Origin of the sequence: Actinomadura sp. WMMB 499, from assembly GCF_008824145.1 — a bacterium.
Lineage (GTDB): Bacteria > Actinomycetota > Actinomycetes > Streptosporangiales > Streptosporangiaceae > Spirillospora.
In genome coordinates, this window is record NZ_CP044407.1 from 4,859,360 (window position 1) to 4,874,235 (window position 14,876).

At 73.1% G+C, this 14,876-nt stretch carries 16 protein-coding genes; 11 read left to right on the forward strand and 5 right to left on the reverse strand.

Annotation, left to right across the window (positions count from 1 at the left end; all coding sequences use genetic code 11):
- Positions 1-66: 66 nt before the first annotated feature.
- From F7P10_RS21505 to F7P10_RS21515, 3 genes are all read right to left on the reverse strand, one after another.
- Positions 67-1,083 (reverse strand): S-adenosylmethionine:tRNA ribosyltransferase-isomerase, encoded by a 1,017-nt coding sequence (locus F7P10_RS21505; RefSeq protein ID WP_151011621.1) that lies wholly within the window; start codon positions 1,081-1,083, stop codon positions 67-69.
- On the reverse strand, positions 1,080-2,324 hold the full coding sequence (locus F7P10_RS21510; RefSeq protein ID WP_254715938.1) for an MFS transporter: 1,245 nt from the start codon (positions 2,322-2,324) through the stop codon (positions 1,080-1,082). The genes F7P10_RS21505 and F7P10_RS21510 overlap by 4 nt, the downstream gene beginning before the upstream one ends.
- A 123-nt stretch (positions 2,325-2,447) precedes the next feature.
- The gene (locus F7P10_RS21515) at positions 2,448-3,158 is read right to left on the reverse strand and encodes an SDR family oxidoreductase (RefSeq protein WP_151011623.1); all 711 of its coding nucleotides are present in this window, start codon (positions 3,156-3,158) and stop codon (positions 2,448-2,450) included.
- Between the two features lie 239 nt (positions 3,159-3,397).
- On the opposite strand from F7P10_RS21515, the gene F7P10_RS21520 reads away from it, so the two are divergent.
- The 5 genes from F7P10_RS21520 to F7P10_RS21540 all read left to right on the forward strand — a co-directional run bounded on the left by F7P10_RS21520 (position 3,398) and on the right by F7P10_RS21540 (position 7,526).
- Positions 3,398-4,534, forward strand: coding sequence for a GAF domain-containing sensor histidine kinase (locus F7P10_RS21520; protein WP_151011625.1), 1,137 nt, complete (start codon positions 3,398-3,400; stop codon positions 4,532-4,534).
- Positions 4,531-5,208, forward strand: a complete 678-nt coding sequence (locus F7P10_RS21525) for a response regulator transcription factor (RefSeq protein ID WP_151011627.1) — start codon at positions 4,531-4,533, stop codon at positions 5,206-5,208. The genes F7P10_RS21520 and F7P10_RS21525 overlap by 4 nt, the downstream gene beginning before the upstream one ends.
- 36 nt (positions 5,209-5,244) lie before the next feature.
- Entirely contained in the window at positions 5,245-6,030 is a 786-nt protein-coding gene (locus F7P10_RS21530) for a PP2C family serine/threonine-protein phosphatase (RefSeq protein WP_151011629.1), read from the forward strand.
- A 435-nt stretch (positions 6,031-6,465) separates the two neighbouring features.
- A complete protein-coding gene (locus F7P10_RS21535) occupies positions 6,466-6,678 on the forward strand; it encodes a hypothetical protein (protein WP_254715939.1) in 213 nt (70 codons plus the stop codon).
- 89 nt (positions 6,679-6,767) lie between these two features.
- On the forward strand, positions 6,768-7,526 hold the full coding sequence (locus F7P10_RS21540; protein WP_151011637.1) for an RDD family protein: 759 nt from the start codon (positions 6,768-6,770) through the stop codon (positions 7,524-7,526).
- Between the two features lie 102 nt (positions 7,527-7,628).
- Here the strand turns inward: F7P10_RS21540 and F7P10_RS21545 are convergent, their stop codons facing one another.
- The gene (locus F7P10_RS21545) at positions 7,629-8,384 is read right to left on the reverse strand and encodes a hypothetical protein (protein ID WP_151011639.1); all 756 of its coding nucleotides are present in this window, start codon (positions 8,382-8,384) and stop codon (positions 7,629-7,631) included.
- A 234-nt stretch (positions 8,385-8,618) separates the two neighbouring features.
- Here F7P10_RS21545 and F7P10_RS21550 point away from each other — a divergent pair, with 234 nt between their 5' ends.
- The 5 genes from F7P10_RS21550 (at position 8,619) to F7P10_RS43420 (ending at position 12,908) form a co-directional block, all read left to right on the forward strand.
- Complete coding sequence (locus F7P10_RS21550) at positions 8,619-9,122, forward strand: hypothetical protein (protein ID WP_151011641.1); 504 nt, start codon at positions 8,619-8,621, stop codon at positions 9,120-9,122.
- Between the two features lie 84 nt (positions 9,123-9,206).
- Positions 9,207-9,995, forward strand: a complete 789-nt coding sequence (locus tag F7P10_RS21555; RefSeq protein WP_151011643.1) for an ABC transporter ATP-binding protein — start codon at positions 9,207-9,209, stop codon at positions 9,993-9,995.
- Positions 9,996-10,140: 145 nt separating this feature from the next.
- Positions 10,141-10,914, forward strand: a complete 774-nt coding sequence (locus F7P10_RS21560; RefSeq protein ID WP_151011644.1) for a sulfite exporter TauE/SafE family protein — start codon at positions 10,141-10,143, stop codon at positions 10,912-10,914.
- Positions 10,915-11,018: 104 nt separating this feature from the next.
- A complete protein-coding gene (locus F7P10_RS21565) occupies positions 11,019-11,279 on the forward strand; it encodes a hypothetical protein (protein ID WP_151011646.1) in 261 nt (86 codons plus the stop codon).
- Between the two features lie 174 nt (positions 11,280-11,453).
- Positions 11,454-12,908 carry a serine/threonine-protein kinase gene (locus F7P10_RS43420; RefSeq protein WP_218040102.1) on the forward strand — a complete coding sequence of 485 codons (1,455 nt, stop codon included), beginning with the start codon at positions 11,454-11,456 and terminating at the stop codon, positions 12,906-12,908.
- A 48-nt stretch (positions 12,909-12,956) separates the two neighbouring features.
- On the opposite strand, the gene F7P10_RS21575 is transcribed toward F7P10_RS43420, so the two are convergent.
- Positions 12,957-14,129: a PP2C family protein-serine/threonine phosphatase gene (locus F7P10_RS21575; RefSeq protein WP_151011648.1), complete on the reverse strand. Its 1,173-nt coding sequence runs from the start codon at positions 14,127-14,129 to the stop codon at positions 12,957-12,959.
- A 101-nt stretch (positions 14,130-14,230) separates the two neighbouring features.
- Here F7P10_RS21575 and F7P10_RS21580 point away from each other — a divergent pair, with 101 nt between their 5' ends.
- Positions 14,231-14,719 carry a MarR family winged helix-turn-helix transcriptional regulator gene (locus F7P10_RS21580; RefSeq protein ID WP_176611602.1) on the forward strand — a complete coding sequence of 163 codons (489 nt, stop codon included), beginning with the start codon at positions 14,231-14,233 and terminating at the stop codon, positions 14,717-14,719.
- The last annotated feature ends 157 nt before the right edge of the window (positions 14,720-14,876 follow it).

The following is a 14,876-nucleotide window of genomic DNA, read 5'->3' on the forward strand; positions in this document are numbered from 1 at the left end:
GCTACCGGCTCGCGGTGCCGCACCCGGGTGTGACGTCCGCCATTCGAGACGGGCGGCGCGCCGGCGTCAGGGGATCAGGAGGTTGACGTCGCCGAACTCGTGCCACAGGTAGCGCTCGTCGAGCGCGGCGCGGTAGACGCTGGTGAGGAGGTCCTGACCTGCGATGGCGTCGAGCATCATGAGGTGGGACGAGCGCGGTTCGTGCAGTCCGGTGAGCAGCCCGTCGACGGCGCGGACGCCGGTCTCGGGCGTGACGACGTGGTTCGTCCAGCCCGTGGACGGCTCGACGCGGCCGCCGGTCGCGGCGGTCTCGAGGGCGCGGACGGCGGTGGTGCCGACCGCGATCACCCGGCCGCCCTCGGCGCGGACGTGCCGGACGAGCGCGGCGGTCGCGGCGGGGACCTCGTACCGTTCGGCGTACGGGGGCTCGTGGGCCTCGGGGGACGCGACGCCGGTGTGCAGGGTGATCGGGGCGATGAGGACGCCGCGCGACACCAGCCGCGTGACGAGGTCGGCGGTGAAGGGGCGCGCGGCGCTGGGCATCTCGGCGCCGCCGGTCGCGCGGTCGTGCGCGAAGACGGTCTGGTAGGCGGCGGTGGGCTGGTCGCGGGGGACGTACCCGTAGCGGATGGGGACGCCGTGGCGGTGCAGGTACGGGACGACGTCGGTGCTGAGCCGGGCTCGCCAGAGCCGTTCGGTGCGGCGGTCGACGAGGGTGAGGGTGGCGCCGCCGGGCAGGGGGATCCATTCGCCGGGGGTGCCGCCGGAGTAGGGGCGGGTGGTCTTGCCGGCGAGGCGGCGCAGTTCGACGAGCCAGAGCCGGTCGTCGGCGTCCGGGACGGGGGTGGAGAAGTGGACGCCGATGCGGTCGAGGCGGACGGCGGCGGGCAGCGTCGCGGAGGTGTTGACGACGAGGAGGTCGCCGGGCCGCAGCAGGTCGGGCAGGTCGCGGAAGCGGTGGTGCGAGACGGCGCCGGTGGCGCGGCGGCCGACGAGGAGCCGGACGTCGTCGCGGGCGCGGCCGCGCGTTTCGGGCGGTTCGTGGGCTTCGAGGTCGGCGGGCAGGGCGAAGTCGATGGTCATGTGCGGGCCTCCAGTCGGAGTGCGGCGACGACGCCGAGGGCGGCGACGGCGGTGAGGAGCGTTCCGGCGGCGGCGAGGCCGAGTTCGAGGCGGCCGGGGCCGAACGCGGCGACGAGGGCGCCGGCGATCCCCACGACGAGGGAGGTGCCGAGCATGTCGCCGATCTGCAGGGCGGAGGAGTTGATGCCCTGCTCCTGCGGGCCGGAGCCGTCCAGCAGGAGGACGCTGAGGCTGCCGACCGCGAAGCCCATCCCGGCGCCGCCGATGAGCCAGGCGGGGGCGGCGGCCCAGCCGCCGAGCTGGAGCGCGACGGTCACGGCGACGATGCCGGCGGTGACGGAGGCGGCGCCGAGCCGCACGAAGAACGCGCGGGGGCGCCGCGACCGTCCCTGGTACTGGGACGCGGCGGACCAGCCGAGCGCCGCCACGGTGAGGGCGATGCCGGCCTCGGTGGGGCTGAAGCCGTGCAGGGTGGTGAGGGCGAGGGGGATGAACACGTCGGTGCCCATGAACGCGCCCGCGAGCAGGCCGCGGGTCAGGACGACGCTGGGCAGGCCGCGGCGGAGCCGGAAGGTTCCGGCGGGCAGGAGGCGGGGCAACCCGAACACCAGCCCGGCCAGCCCGGCGGCGACCGCCGGGACGGTGATCCAGCCCGGCGCGTCGAGTCCGTAGAGCAGGACGGCGGCGCCGACGGAGACGGCGACGGCCGCGACGGCCCGGCCGCCGCCGGGTGTCCGGGGCGCGGCGGCGGGCGCCGCGGTGCCGCGCAGGGCGCGGACCAGCAGCAGGGTGGGCGGGATCACCAGGGGGATGAGCCCGAGGAACACCCAGCGCCAGCCGATGTGCTCGGCGAGGACGCCGCCGACGGCGGGGCCGATCAGCGAGGGCAGCACCCACGCGGCGGACTCGGCCGCGAACACCCGGGGGCGCAGCGATTCGGGATAGATGCGGGCGACCACGACGTACATCGCGACCATCGCCAGTCCGGTGCCGATGCCCTGGACGGCGCGGCCGATGACGAACTGCCACATCGTGGTCGCGACGCCCGCGACGGCGAGCCCCGCCACGAACGTCGCGAGTCCGATCAGGAACGGGCGCATCGGGCCGGACCGGTCGATCCAGCCGCCCGCGAGGACCGTGGACAGCAGCCCCGCGATCAGCGTGGCGCTGAACCCCCACGCGTAGAGGGACAGGCCGTTCAGCTCGGCCGCGACGACGGGCATGACGGTCCCGACGGCCATGGCCTCGAACGCCAGCAGGGGTGACGACGAGGACGATCCCGAACGTGGGCCCCCGGTAACCGGGGCCGAGCACGCGCGGCTCGTCCCGCGCCTTCGCCGCGGTGGGCTGCAGCACGGTCGTCATCACGCACCCGCCGCGGCGTCCGGGCGCAGGTCGGCGGCGCGGTACCGGCCGCTGGGCGGGCGGCCGTCGACGAGCCGGCGCAGCGCGGCGGCGGCCTCCTCGGGCGGCGGCGCGGCGTCGGCGTCCTCCCCGGCGGCGCGCAGCATGTCCGTGCGCATCTCGCCCGGGTCGGCCCACCACACGGCCAGGCCGGGCTCCTCCGCTGCCAGCACGTTCGAGAGCTGCTCCAGGGCGGCCTTGGACGACCCGTAGCCGCCCCACGTCGGGTAGTTCTCGACGGCGGCGTCGGAGGTGATGTTCAGGATCGCGCCGCCCCGCTTCCGCAGGGCGGGCAGCACCGCCTGCGTCAGCGCGAGCGGGGCGAGGACGTTCACGGCGTAGGTCTCGGCGAGGTCGGCGACCGGCTGGTCGGCGAGCCGGGGCAGCGGCGCCGTGCCGAGGGTGCCCGCGTTGTTGACGAGCAGGTCGAGCCCGCCGCGCACGGCGCGGGCGAGGTCGGCGCGGTGGCCGGGGTCGGTGACGTCGCCCGGGACGGCGGTGACGCGGTCGCCGGGCCCGGCGCCTCCGTCCTCGAACGCGGCGCGCAGCGCGTCCGCGTCCCGCGCGTCGACGACGAGGGTCCAGCCGTCCCGGGCGAGTCCGCGGGCGAGGGCCCGGCCGAGGCCCCGGGAGGCCCCGGTGATCAGTGCTGTTCGCGGTGCTGTGCTCATGCCCGAAACGCTAGGTATCGGCGCACGTCAGGGGCATCGGCCGCGGGCCCGGGCGGGGGTCGGCAGATGGTCGTAGGACCCTGGTCCCGGGCCCCGGACCGGGCGCGCGCGTCCGAACACGGCCGCACCTCCTTCCGGCGGCTGATTCGCGAGGACCCCGCGTGCGAGTACGGTGCATGTCAGGCGGGCGGCGGGCGAGCCGTTCCGCGCCCGGGACGAGGGCCGGACGAGAGGGCGGGATGCACGACGAGGACGGGCGCCGCGGCGAGCAGGGCGCGACCCTGCGCGCCGTCAGTTCCGCCGTGCTCGCGGTCACCCGGCACCTGTCGGTCCACGAGGTGCTGCAGGTGATCGTCCGGGCGGCGGCGCAGCTCCTGGACGCCCGCTACGCGGCGCTCGGGGTGCCCGACGACGAGGGCTCGTTCGCCGAGTTCGTCGTCGAGGGCGTCTCCGACGACGACTGGGAGCGCATCGGGCCGCTGCCCCGCCAGCACGGCATGCTGGCGGCGATGCTGCGCGACGCGGCCCCCAAGCGGCTCGCCGACATCCGGCGGGAGCCCGAGTTCGAGGGCTGGCCGCACGCGCACCCCGTCCTGAAGGACTTCCTCGGCGTCCCGATCCGTGACGGGGAGGACGTGCTCGGCATCGTCTTCCTCGCGAACAAGCGGCGGCCCGGCGGCTTCACCGCCGACGACGAGGAACTGCTCGAGCTGTTCGCCGCGCACGCCGCGATCGCGATGGCCAACGCCCGGCTGTACGAGCACAACCGGGAGCTGACGGTCGTCACCGAGCGCAACCGGCTGGCCCGCGAGCTGCACGACGCGGTCGCGCAGAAGCTGTTCTCGCTGCGCCTCACGGCCCGGACGGCGGCCGCGCTGGCCGAGCGGGACGCGGCGCGGACCGTCCTGGAGCTGGAGCAGGTGGAGCGCCTCGCGGCGGAGGCGCTCGCCGAGCTGCGCGCGGTGATCAACGAGCTGCGCCCGGCGGACCTCGCCGACGGGCTCGTCCCGTCGCTGCGCAAGCACGCCGAGGTGCTCGACCGGGCGCACGAGACGTCCGTCCGGTTCAGCGGCGACGAGGCGGTCGTCCTGCCGGAGGAGCACGAGGCGGTCGCGTTCCGCATCACCCAGGAGGCGCTCTACAACGCGCTCAGGCACGCGGGCGCGCGCGCAGTGCAGGTCCGTCTGGGCACGGAGTGCGGACGGGCGGTGCTGGAGGTGTCGGACGACGGTTCGGGCTTCGACCAGGGCGACGAACCGCAGAACGGGCTCGGGCTCGCGTCCATGCGGGAGCGGGCGACGTCGATCGGCGGGCGGCTCGACGTCGCGTCGGCCCCCGGGGAGGGCACGACCGTCCGGCTGGAGGTACCGCTGTGACGTCGCGCGGGGCCGGACGGGCGCCGATCCGGGTGCTGATCGCCGACGACCACCCGGTCGTCCGGCAGGGGCTGCGCACGTTCCTCGGCATCCAGGACGACATCGAGGTCGTCGGCGAGGCCGCGGACGGCGCGTCGGCCGTGTCACTGGCCGAATCCGCCGAGCCCGATATCGTCTTGATGGACCTCAAGATGCCGGGCGCCGACGGGCTCACCGCGCTGACGGAGCTGCGGGCACGCGGGGTCGCCGCACGGGTCCTGATCCTGACGAGCGTCACGGAACGCGGGCACGTGCTCCCCGCTGTACAGGCGGGCGCCGCCGGGTATCTCTACAAGGACGTCGACCCGCGGGCGCTCGTCCAGGCGATCCGGGCGGTGCACGACGGGCACGTCCTGTTCGCGCCCGACGCCGCCGAGGCGATGCTGGCCGAGCCGGCGTCCGGGGACGACCGCGGCCTGGCCGCGCTGACCGATCGGGAACGGGAGGTGCTCGTGCACATCGCGCGGGGAAGGTCCAACAGGGAGATCGCCCGCGCGCTCGTGGTCTCGGAGAAGACGGTCAAGACGCACGTCAGTAATCTGCTCATGAAACTGGGGGTCCAGGATCGGACACAGGCCGCCCTCTACGCGGTCCGGCATGGCGTCGGAACGGTTGGGGAAGGCGCTCGTGACTGATACAACTCCTCTGACAGGATCGTCATCGAAACTGATATGAACGTAGCAATCAGGTACGCAGCAGGCAGCGACATCGGATGCAACCGGGAGAACAACGAGGACTCCGGTTACGCCGGTGCGCGGTTGATCGCGGTCGCGGACGGTATGGGCGGTTATGCCGGTGGCGAGGTCGCCAGTTCGACCGTCATCGGGTCACTGCGCTCGCTCGACGCCGATGCGCGCAGTGACGACCTTGTCGACATGCTGGGCCGCGCCGTCGCCGAGGCCAACGAGAAACTCCGCATAGTCCGCGAGGAACGCCCGGATCTGAGCCGGATGGGCACCACGCTCACCGCGATGCTCTGGTCGGGTTCGTCGGTCGCGCTGGCGCACATCGGCGATTCGCGCGGCTATCTGCTGCGCGACGGCGAGCTTTTCCAGATGACCCAGGACCACACGATGGACGAGCTGCTCAAGGCGGAGGCCGAGCAGTCGGGGCAGACCCCCGACCCGGCCGAGACGTCGCGGCTGTCGCACGTCCTGTACCGGGTGCTGGACGGCCGGGACGACCGCGAGCCCGACCTGCGGCTGCGCGAGGCCCGGCTCGGGGACCGGTACCTGCTCTGCTCGGACGGTCTGAGCGGCCCCGTCGACGCGCAGACGATCTACGAGGTGCTCTCGGCCGAGGCCGACCCGCAGCGCGCCGTCGACCGGTTGATCGAGCTCGCCCGGGAGAACGGCGGCCCGGACAACATCACCGCGGTCGTCGCGGACGTGATCGAGTCCGAGCACGTCACCGAGGTGGACGCCGCGCTGACGGTCGGCGCCGCGGGGAACGTGTGACGAACCTGCGGCGGAAGCTAGGGACGAACCGGCAAAGAGCACGCACGTAGGCGGCGTTTTGTCCTACTCTTGCCCAGAGGCGTCGAGAACGCGATCCGCGTAACGGTCCCATCGCGGATCGTGATCAGGACTTGACCTGTCTCTGGGTGCACCCTGTATACGGGTCACTCACCTGATGTCATCGACTCGGAGGATCCGTTGGGGGGAGCGCCCGGGGCGGCGGTCACCGGCGCATCGCAAGGTGCACTCGGGGGAATCGTCAGCCGGACCCTCACCGCAGCGCGGCACGGCCCCGCGGGGACGCTGCTGCGTGTTGCGGCGATGGCCGTCGCGGCCGTCGGCGCGTCATGGATCCATCGTGTCAACGACCCCGGCGTGCTCTGCCCCTTGCGGGCGCTCACCGGCATTCCGTGCCCCTTCTGTGGAGGGACGACCGTGTTCATCGAGTTCGGCTCGGGCCACCCTGCCCGCGCCGTGCTCGCGAACCCGGTGGTCCTGACGGGCGCGATCGGCTTCGCCGTCGCGCCGCTGGGGGCGGGACGACGGTGGTGGGCACTCGCGCCGAGAACCCGCGGACGGGTTCTCGGAATCGCCCTCGTGGGGTCGGAGCTGTGGCAGCTCGTCCGGTTCGGTGCCCTGCCGGTTTGAGCCCGAGGTCCGTCCTCGGTCAGACTTGCGGAGCCCACCGGGTCCGGCGGGCGTCACATAACCACAGGGTCAATCAATAAGGAGCAAGTGTGGGTAACCCCTACGACCCGTACGGTCAGCAGCCGGGCTACGGTCAGCAGCCGGGCTACGGTCAGCAGCCCGGGTACGGCCAGCAGCCGCAGCCGGGGTACGGCCAGCCCCCGGCGCAGCCCGGCTACGGCCAGCAGCCCCCCGCCCAGCCCGGCTACGGCCAGCAGCCGCAGCCCGGGTACGGCCAGCAGCCCGCCCAGCAGCCCGGTTACGGCCAGCCCCCGGCGCAGCCGGGGTACGGCCAGCAGCCGCAGCAGGGGTACGGGCAGCAGCCCCAGGCCGGCTACGGCCAGCCCGCCGCGGAGGTGCACCACCACCACTACGGGACCCCCGGCGGCGGCCAGCTCGCCGAGTGGGGCTCGCGCGCCGGCGCCTACATCATCGACGGCCTGGTCATCGGCGCCCCGCTGCTGGTGCTGTACCTGCTGGGCGTCGCGCTCGCGGCGACCGGCGACGCCGGCGCGGTGATCGGCCTCCTGCTGATGGGTATCGGCTACCTCGCCGCGTTCGGGGCGAGCATCTGGCTGATCTACCAGGAGGGCACGACCGGTCAGACGATCGGCAAGCGGCAGATGAACATCCGTCTCGTGGGCGGGCAGACCGGGCAGCCGATCGGCTTCGGGATGGCGTTCCTGCGGAAGATCTGCCACGCCGCCGACAGCTTCGCGTGCTACATCGGCTTCCTCTGGCCGCTGTGGGACGACCGCAAGCAGACCTTCGCGGACAAGATCTGCAACACCCTCGTCGTCCGCCACTGAGGCACCGAGGCCGAGGCTTTCACGAACGGGACGTCCCCATGGGGCGTCCCGTTTCCGTTCCGGGACCGTTCCGACCGGGCGGGGCCGGGACCGGGCGAGGGGCTACGGGACGGGGTCGAACGCGCTGTTGCACGCGGCCACCAGCGCCCGCCGGACGGCCCGGTCGAGCAGCCGGAGCGCGTCGCCGCGGCGGTGCATCTGGTCGGCGGTGAGTCCCCGCTCGTCCATCCGGCGAGCCAGGTCGACGACGAGGGTCAGCCGGTCGGCGAGGGCGGCGACGCGGTGCGCGCGCTGCGGGTAGCCGGGGGCCAGCAGGTGGTCGCCGCGTCCGGGGTCGCGCAGGTCGACGAGCGCGTCGCCGATCTCCGGGGGGACGCCCGCGAAGTCGTCCACGGTCAGCAGCGCCTCGGTCGCGTCGCGCATCGCGAGGGTGAGCCGGTGGTCGGCCTCCGCGAGGGACGGGACGTCCGGCAGGTTCGCCGACGCGTCCAGCGTCGTCCAGCGGACCCCGACGTAGGAGGAGCCGCGCCGGTCCTCGGCGGGGACGAGCCCGATCGCGCGCTCGCCGAGGACGGCGACGACCGCGGCCGTCGCGTCGATCGCGGCGCGGTTGAACTCGGGCGGGCCGGTGAGCCCGAGCGGGTCGCCGGGGGCGGGGAGCGCCAGCCGGAACCCGGTCAGACCGCCGATGCGCAGGTCGCCGAGGCCGCGGCGGAGCGTCACCTCGGCCGGTTCGCCGCCGAGGATCTGCGGTCCCGCGGCCTTCTCCACCGCGTCCACCGCCTCGTCGAGGCCGACGTTGCCGGTCAGCCAGGCGTTGCCCCACGCCACCAGGGCGGTCGATACGTCCTTGATCATTGCCGTTCCCAACACGTCCCAATGGGCATGCGATCCACCATAAGCGTTCCCCCGCGCCGTGCCACCGGACGTAAGGGAGGTCTCCCGTCGCGGCTGCCGTCGATCCGGTGGCGTGCGGTCGCGCCCGTCGCCGGGTCAAGTCCATGGCTACAGATGGGTATTTATCCGTCTCAACGGCATTGTCGCGCAGGTGGGTCGGGCAGACCCACCGCACATGATCGGAGGAGGTCGCCCATGCGGGCCCTGCTGAACTCGCTGAACGAGGACGAACTGGCGCTCGTCCGGGAGGCCGACGGCGGCGAACTCGCCGCGATGGACGAGGACGGGCTCGTCGACCTGCACGAGCGCGTCCGGCGCGCCCGGAACAAGTACGCGCAGCTGTACCGGCGCACGGCGAGCGCGCGGGTCGAGGAGTACGGCGGCCGCGGCACCGCGCGGCCGAAGAACACGCGCAACGCGCAGCGGGCCGAGGTCTTCGAGGACGCGCTGGCCCGCGTCAGCTGGCACCTGGCGCGCGCCGCGCGGCGCAGCGCGGGCGAGCTGAAGGCGCGGCGGATCGCGGACGCGACCCCCGATCGCGCGCCCGCCCCCGGAACCGCCCCGCCGGACGCCCGGCGCAAGGCCGCGCAGACGACCCGGCGGAAGCGGCCGACGAGCGCGGGCCCCGCGGGCCGACAGCAGGCCGCGGCGTCCCGGGCCAAGGGGGCGCGGCGGCAGGGCAGGCGCGACAGCGGGTGACCGGGCCCGTTCCCCCGGCCCCGCCGCATCGCATAGGTTCTTGTGCGGGACACGGGATCACCGGATTGGGGACGAAGGCGCGCGATGACCGGCGAGGTACTTCAGCTCCGCGGAGTCGGGGTCAGGCGCGAGGGGGCGACCCTCCTTCGCGATGTGACATGGGGCGTTGGCGAGGGCGAACGGTGGGTGATCCTCGGCCCGAACGGCGCGGGCAAGACGACGCTGCTGCAGATCGCGGCGGCCCTGCTGCACCCGAGCGAGGGCGCGGTCGACATCCTGGAGGAGCGGCTCGGCCGCACCGACGTGTTCGAGCTGCGCACCCGGATCGGGTTCGCGAGCACGGCGGTGGCGGAGAAGGTCCCCTCCGGTGAGACGGTCATCGATCTGGTGCTGACCGCCTCGTACGCGATCCTCGGGCGGTGGCAGGAGGAGTACGACTCCACCGACGTCAGCCGGGCCGTCGCGCTCCTGGAGGCGCTCGGCTGCGCCGGGCTGCTGCGGCGCCGGTTCACCACCCTGTCCGAGGGCGAGCGCAAGCGCGTGCAGATCGCCCGCGCGCTGATGCCCGACCCGGAACTGCTGCTCCTGGACGAGCCCGCCGCGGGCCTCGATCTCGGCGGCCGCGAGGACCTCGTCGCCCGCCTCGGCGGCCTCGCCGACGATCCGGCGGCGCCCACGATGGTGATGGTGACCCACCACCTCGAAGAGGTGCCCGACGGGTTCACGCACGCGCTGCTGCTCCGCCAGGGCGAGATCATCGCGCGCGGCAAGGTCGACGAGGTGTTCACGCCCGAGCACCTGTCGAACTGCTTCGGGCTGCCGCTCGGCGTGGAACGCCGCGACGGCCGCTGGTACGCGCGGGCCGCCCGCTGAGACGTCCCGCCCGGCCTGTGGACGTCCGTCCCGAGTATCCCGGTATGGGGGACCCGGTGGAGGGCGCCCGCACGGACGGACTCTACGATCAGGGCCTCGTGGGGTCGGCGAGCACGGGATCGGCGAGCACGGGGACGGGGCGGACGTGAACCTGCTGGAGGCGGCCGCGGTGTTCGCGGCCGGAGTCGCCGCCGGGGGCATCAACACGGTCGTCGGGTCCGGCTCGCTGATCACCTTCCCGACGCTGGTGACCCTCGGGTTCCCGCCGGTGGTCGCGAACGTCTCCAACAACATCGGGCTCGTCCCGGGCGGGATGACGGGCGCCTACGGGTACCGCGCCGAGCTGGCGGGACAGCGCGGACGGCTCCTGCGGCTGGGCAGCGCGTCCCTGATCGGCGCGCTGATCGGCGGGTTCCTCCTGCTCGGCCTGCCCGCCGCGGCGTTCCAGGTGATCGTGGTCGCGCTGATCGTGATCGCGCTGGTCCTGGTGGTGGTGCAGCCCCGGCTGCAGGCCTGGGTGAAGCGCCGCCGCGAGCACCGGGAGGACCGCCCGCACGGCGGCCCGGCGCTCTGGCTCGCGGTGCTGCTCGCGGGCGTGTACGGCGGCTACTTCGGCGCGGCGCAGGGCATCGTCCTGATCGCGATCCTCGGCATCGCGCTGGCCGACGACCTGCAGCGCGTCAACGCGGCCAAGAACGTCCTGTCGGCGGTCGTGAACGGCTCGGCGGCCGTCCTGTTCATCCTGCTGTCGATCGTCGCCGACACCGTCATCGACTGGTGGGCGGTGCTGATGATCGCGCTCGGCTCGACCCTCGGCGGGCTGCTGGGCGCCAAGGTGGGCCGCCGCATCCCGCCACCGGTGCTGCGCGGCGTGATCGTCGTCGTCGGCCTCGTCGCGATCGTGAACCTCGTACGCTGACCTGCGGTTTCCTGGGGCTTCGACGGCCTTTCGAAGGATTCGCGGACGCCCGTCGCGGGTATAAGTCGAATATACGTTCGACGATCGCGCGGAGGTGGGCGCCGGTGAAGGGCGACAGGGTGGAGATCGTGATCGATGCCGGGGGCGAGGGGTCGCGGACGTACGAGGTCACGGCGACCCGCGCCGGGCGCCGCGTCGAGATCGCGACGCGGCGGGGCGTCGTCGAGGTCAGCGAGGTCACCCGCACGGGCACGGCCGTCCGCACGGCCCGCTTCATGTCCAGCCGCGTGCTCGCGCTCGTCGAGTACCCCATCGCCGACGAGTCTCCGGCGGACGGCGAGGGGCCGGATCTCACCCGCGGATGAGTTCCGGCGCCGGACCGACCGGTGAACGCGGACGTCAGGGCGCGCACGGCCGTCCCTGGTTCGTGCCGTTCCAGGGGAAAAGACGCACGGGACTGATCGACGGGTCGTCGGGGTGATGTCCGTTGTGAGGGATCCCTGCTTGGCGACGGCGTCGATGTGGTCAAATAGACACCTATGGCTGCTTCACTGCACCCCGACGATCCCGAACGGCTGGGACGGTACGAGCTGACCGGTCGCCTCGGGGAGGGGGGCCAGGGCGTCGTGTACGCGGGGCGCGGGCCGGACGGCGTGGAGGTCGCCGTCAAGCTGCTGCGCACCAGCGTCGCGCGCGATCCGCGGGCGCGCGAGCGGTTCGTGCGTGAGCTGGGGTTCGCGGAGAAGGTCGCCGACTTCTGCACCGCGCAGGTGCTGGAGGCCGATATCCACGGCGACCAGCCGTACATCGTCAGCGAGTTCGTGCCCGGCCCGTCCTTGCACGACCTTGTCCGCGCGGAGGGGCCGCGGATGGGCGCGGCCCTGCAGCGGCTCGCCATCGGGACCGCCACCGCGCTGGCGGCGATCCACCAGGCCGGAATCGTGCACCGCGACTTCAAGCCGCCGAACGTGCTGATGGCCGAGGACGGCCCGCGGGTCATCGACTTCGGCATCGCCAAGGCTTTCGACGGCACCTCCACCATGACGAGCCAGGTCGTCGGAACGCCCGCCTACATGGCGCCCGAGCAGGTGGGCGGTCAGGAGCCGGGCGCCTGGACCGACATGTTCGCCTGGGGAGTCACCATCCTGTTCGCCGCGACCGGGCGGGCCCCGTTCGGGAACGACACCGTTCCCGCGGTGATGCACCGCATCCTGCACGAGACCCCCGACACCAGCATGCTTCCCCAGCCCCTGGCCGGGCTGGTCGCCGCATGCCTGGCCAAGGAGCCCGCCCACAGGCCGACCGCGCCGCACGTCCTGCTCGCCCTGCTCGGTCTCGGTACGGCGCCCGGGGGCGACGATGGTCTCCTGGCGGCGGGCGCCACGGCGGTCGAGGGCGCCATGCCGCTGCCGCCGCCGCTGGCCCCGACGCTGCAGGCCCCGCCGCCGGAGGCGGGCCCCGCCCCCCACGGTCAGCCACCGCACGGCCCCGGCCCGTTCGCCCGGCACCCGTTCGGCCCGCACCCCTACGCGCCGCGTCCTCGGGCGAGGGCGAACGCCGCGGCGGCGGTGGTCGCCGGCAGCCTGGCGCTGCTCAACGCCTGCATGCTCGGCTGGTTCGCGCTCTACAACATCGGCCAGGTCGGCGGGCCGACCGGCCAATGGTCCGGCGTGGTGGTGCAGAACGTGATCGGCGGTGTGATCGGCGCCGGGTCCCTGCTGGTCGCGGCGGGGTTCACGTTCGCCCGCAGGATCTCCGCCGCCTGGACGCTGTGCGGGATGTGCGTGCTCTACGTCGTGGCGATGATCTCCCTGGTGCCGCTGCTGCACGGTACGCCCCTCGCGGCTCAGCTCGAGTTCCTCTTCGGGTTCGAGGGGAGCAACGGCGTCGCCATCGGACTGGCGATCATCTTCAGCGCCCTGACGGCGATCGTCGCGGCCGTCGCCGGCAGCCTGAAGTCCCACGGACCCGCTGCCGCCCCGCCCCGTCCGTGATGGAGCACCAGGAGGACCATCGCCCGCACGGGCCGGCGGCCCGGTCGGCTAGTACCAGTCGAGGCAGAGCACGACGGCGTCGTCCTCGAGCCCCCGGCCCTCGCGGTGGTCGATGAGGCTCGCGATGATGGACAGGGGCACCTCGGCGGTGTCCTGGAGACGGGTCCGCCGAATCTGGTTCTCCAGCAGCGACGTGCCGAAGTCGTCGCCCGCCGAGGACGTCGCCGAGAACACTCCGTCGCTCACGACCACCACGCGGTCACCGGGTTCGAGCTGGAACTGCTGGACCTTGTACTCGGTGTCGCCGAACATCCCCAGCGGCATCTGGGCTTCCAGGACGACCGGGGTCACCTTCGCGCCGCGCATGTGCAGGATTCGCGGGGACCCCGCGTCGACGACCGACACCAGGCCGTCGGCCCGGCTGATGCGCATGATCACCGTTTCGGTGAACTCCACACCCCGGTAGCGTGCGTTGACGATCTCGCCGGCCAGGCAGGCCTGCTCCACCACGTCACCGCCCGACCGCCGCGCGTTCCGCAGCGCTCCCACGGTCAACGAGGTCAGCAGCGCCGCCTGGATGCCGGTGCCGAAACCGTTGGTCACGGTCAGCGTCAGGTAGTCCCGTTCGGTGCACCAGTCGAAGTTGTCGCCGCCGATGGAATAGGCGGGCTCCAGATGTCCCGCGAGGCTGAACTCGTCTCCGGCGCATCCCTGACCGGGCAGCAGCTGCCACTGCAGTTCGGCGGCCAGGGTGAGCCGGCGCCTGCGCCGCACGCGCTCGTAGCGATCGGTATGGTTCCACGCGACCTTCAGCGCGGTGCCGGTCAGTTCGGAGATCTCGACCAGTTCCTCGACCAGCTCGTCCGGGTCGGGGAGCGCGGTGAGCACGCCGAGCACGCCCAGCCGCTCCCCGCGAGCCGAGACGGGGGTGAAGATCTGCCACGCGGGCCCGCCCGCCGGGTCGTCCGCCTCGACCACGACCGGGCGGCGTGAGATGAACGCCTGCCCGGCCGGGGTGCCATGGATCCGGAGCGCCGTGTCCTCCGGCTCGTCGCCGGTAAGGAGGAGGACGCTCAGGTGGTAGTCGGCCAGCATCAGCCGGACGTCCAGGACGCCGGGCAGGTGTTCCCGCAGCGCCTTCTCCAGAGCCTCGGGCACCGAATGCGCCGGAGCGGCTCGAATCGTGCGTTCCACCAGTGCGGGTCGATGCGACAAGCTCATCGCACCTCCATCTCGGTCGCTCTCAGCCATCCCGCATGGAACCCTCCGTGAGGGGTAAAGGCACGTCCATCGATCGGCGACGGCGGGGGTGCAGGGGAGCGATGACCGGCCTTGAGGACGCGGCGCCGGAGGCCATCACCGTCGACGTCATGCGGGCCACCGAGCATCTCGTGAGCCTGTGGGAGACGGTGCGTGCGGACGCCACACCGTTCACCTCGGGCTCCCAGTTCGACTGCCTCCGCGCCATCGACCGGCAGGCGGGCCTGACCCTCAACGAACTCGCCGACGCCCTGACCGCGGCGCCCTCGTCGGTGTCGCGCCTGTGCGATCGGCTGCAGGCGGCCGACCTCGTCACCAAGGAGACCCCGACCGTCGACCGTCGCAGGACCACGCTGTTCCTCACACACCACGGGCAGCAACTTCTCCATCAGATCGCCTGCCGACGCCGGCGCCTGCTGGCGGCCCTCGTGGCTCAGATGTCGACTTCCGGCCGCGTCGCTCTGCTGCACGGTCTCTCCGACCTTCAGTCCTGCCTCAATGCTACCCGGCTTCGTGATGTACCAGGAGATAACGGCCAAGTGTCGGCCTAGCGGTCCATAACGGACTAATCGCTTCCTGGGGGCGGCCGTCCGCACGGTTCGGTCATCACCGGTCCCGCGCCGATGACCTGCCGTCGCCACCGCGAACACCACCGCGAACACCACCGGTCGCCGATGTGTAACCATGGAGCCATGGCAGCCCCGCGGA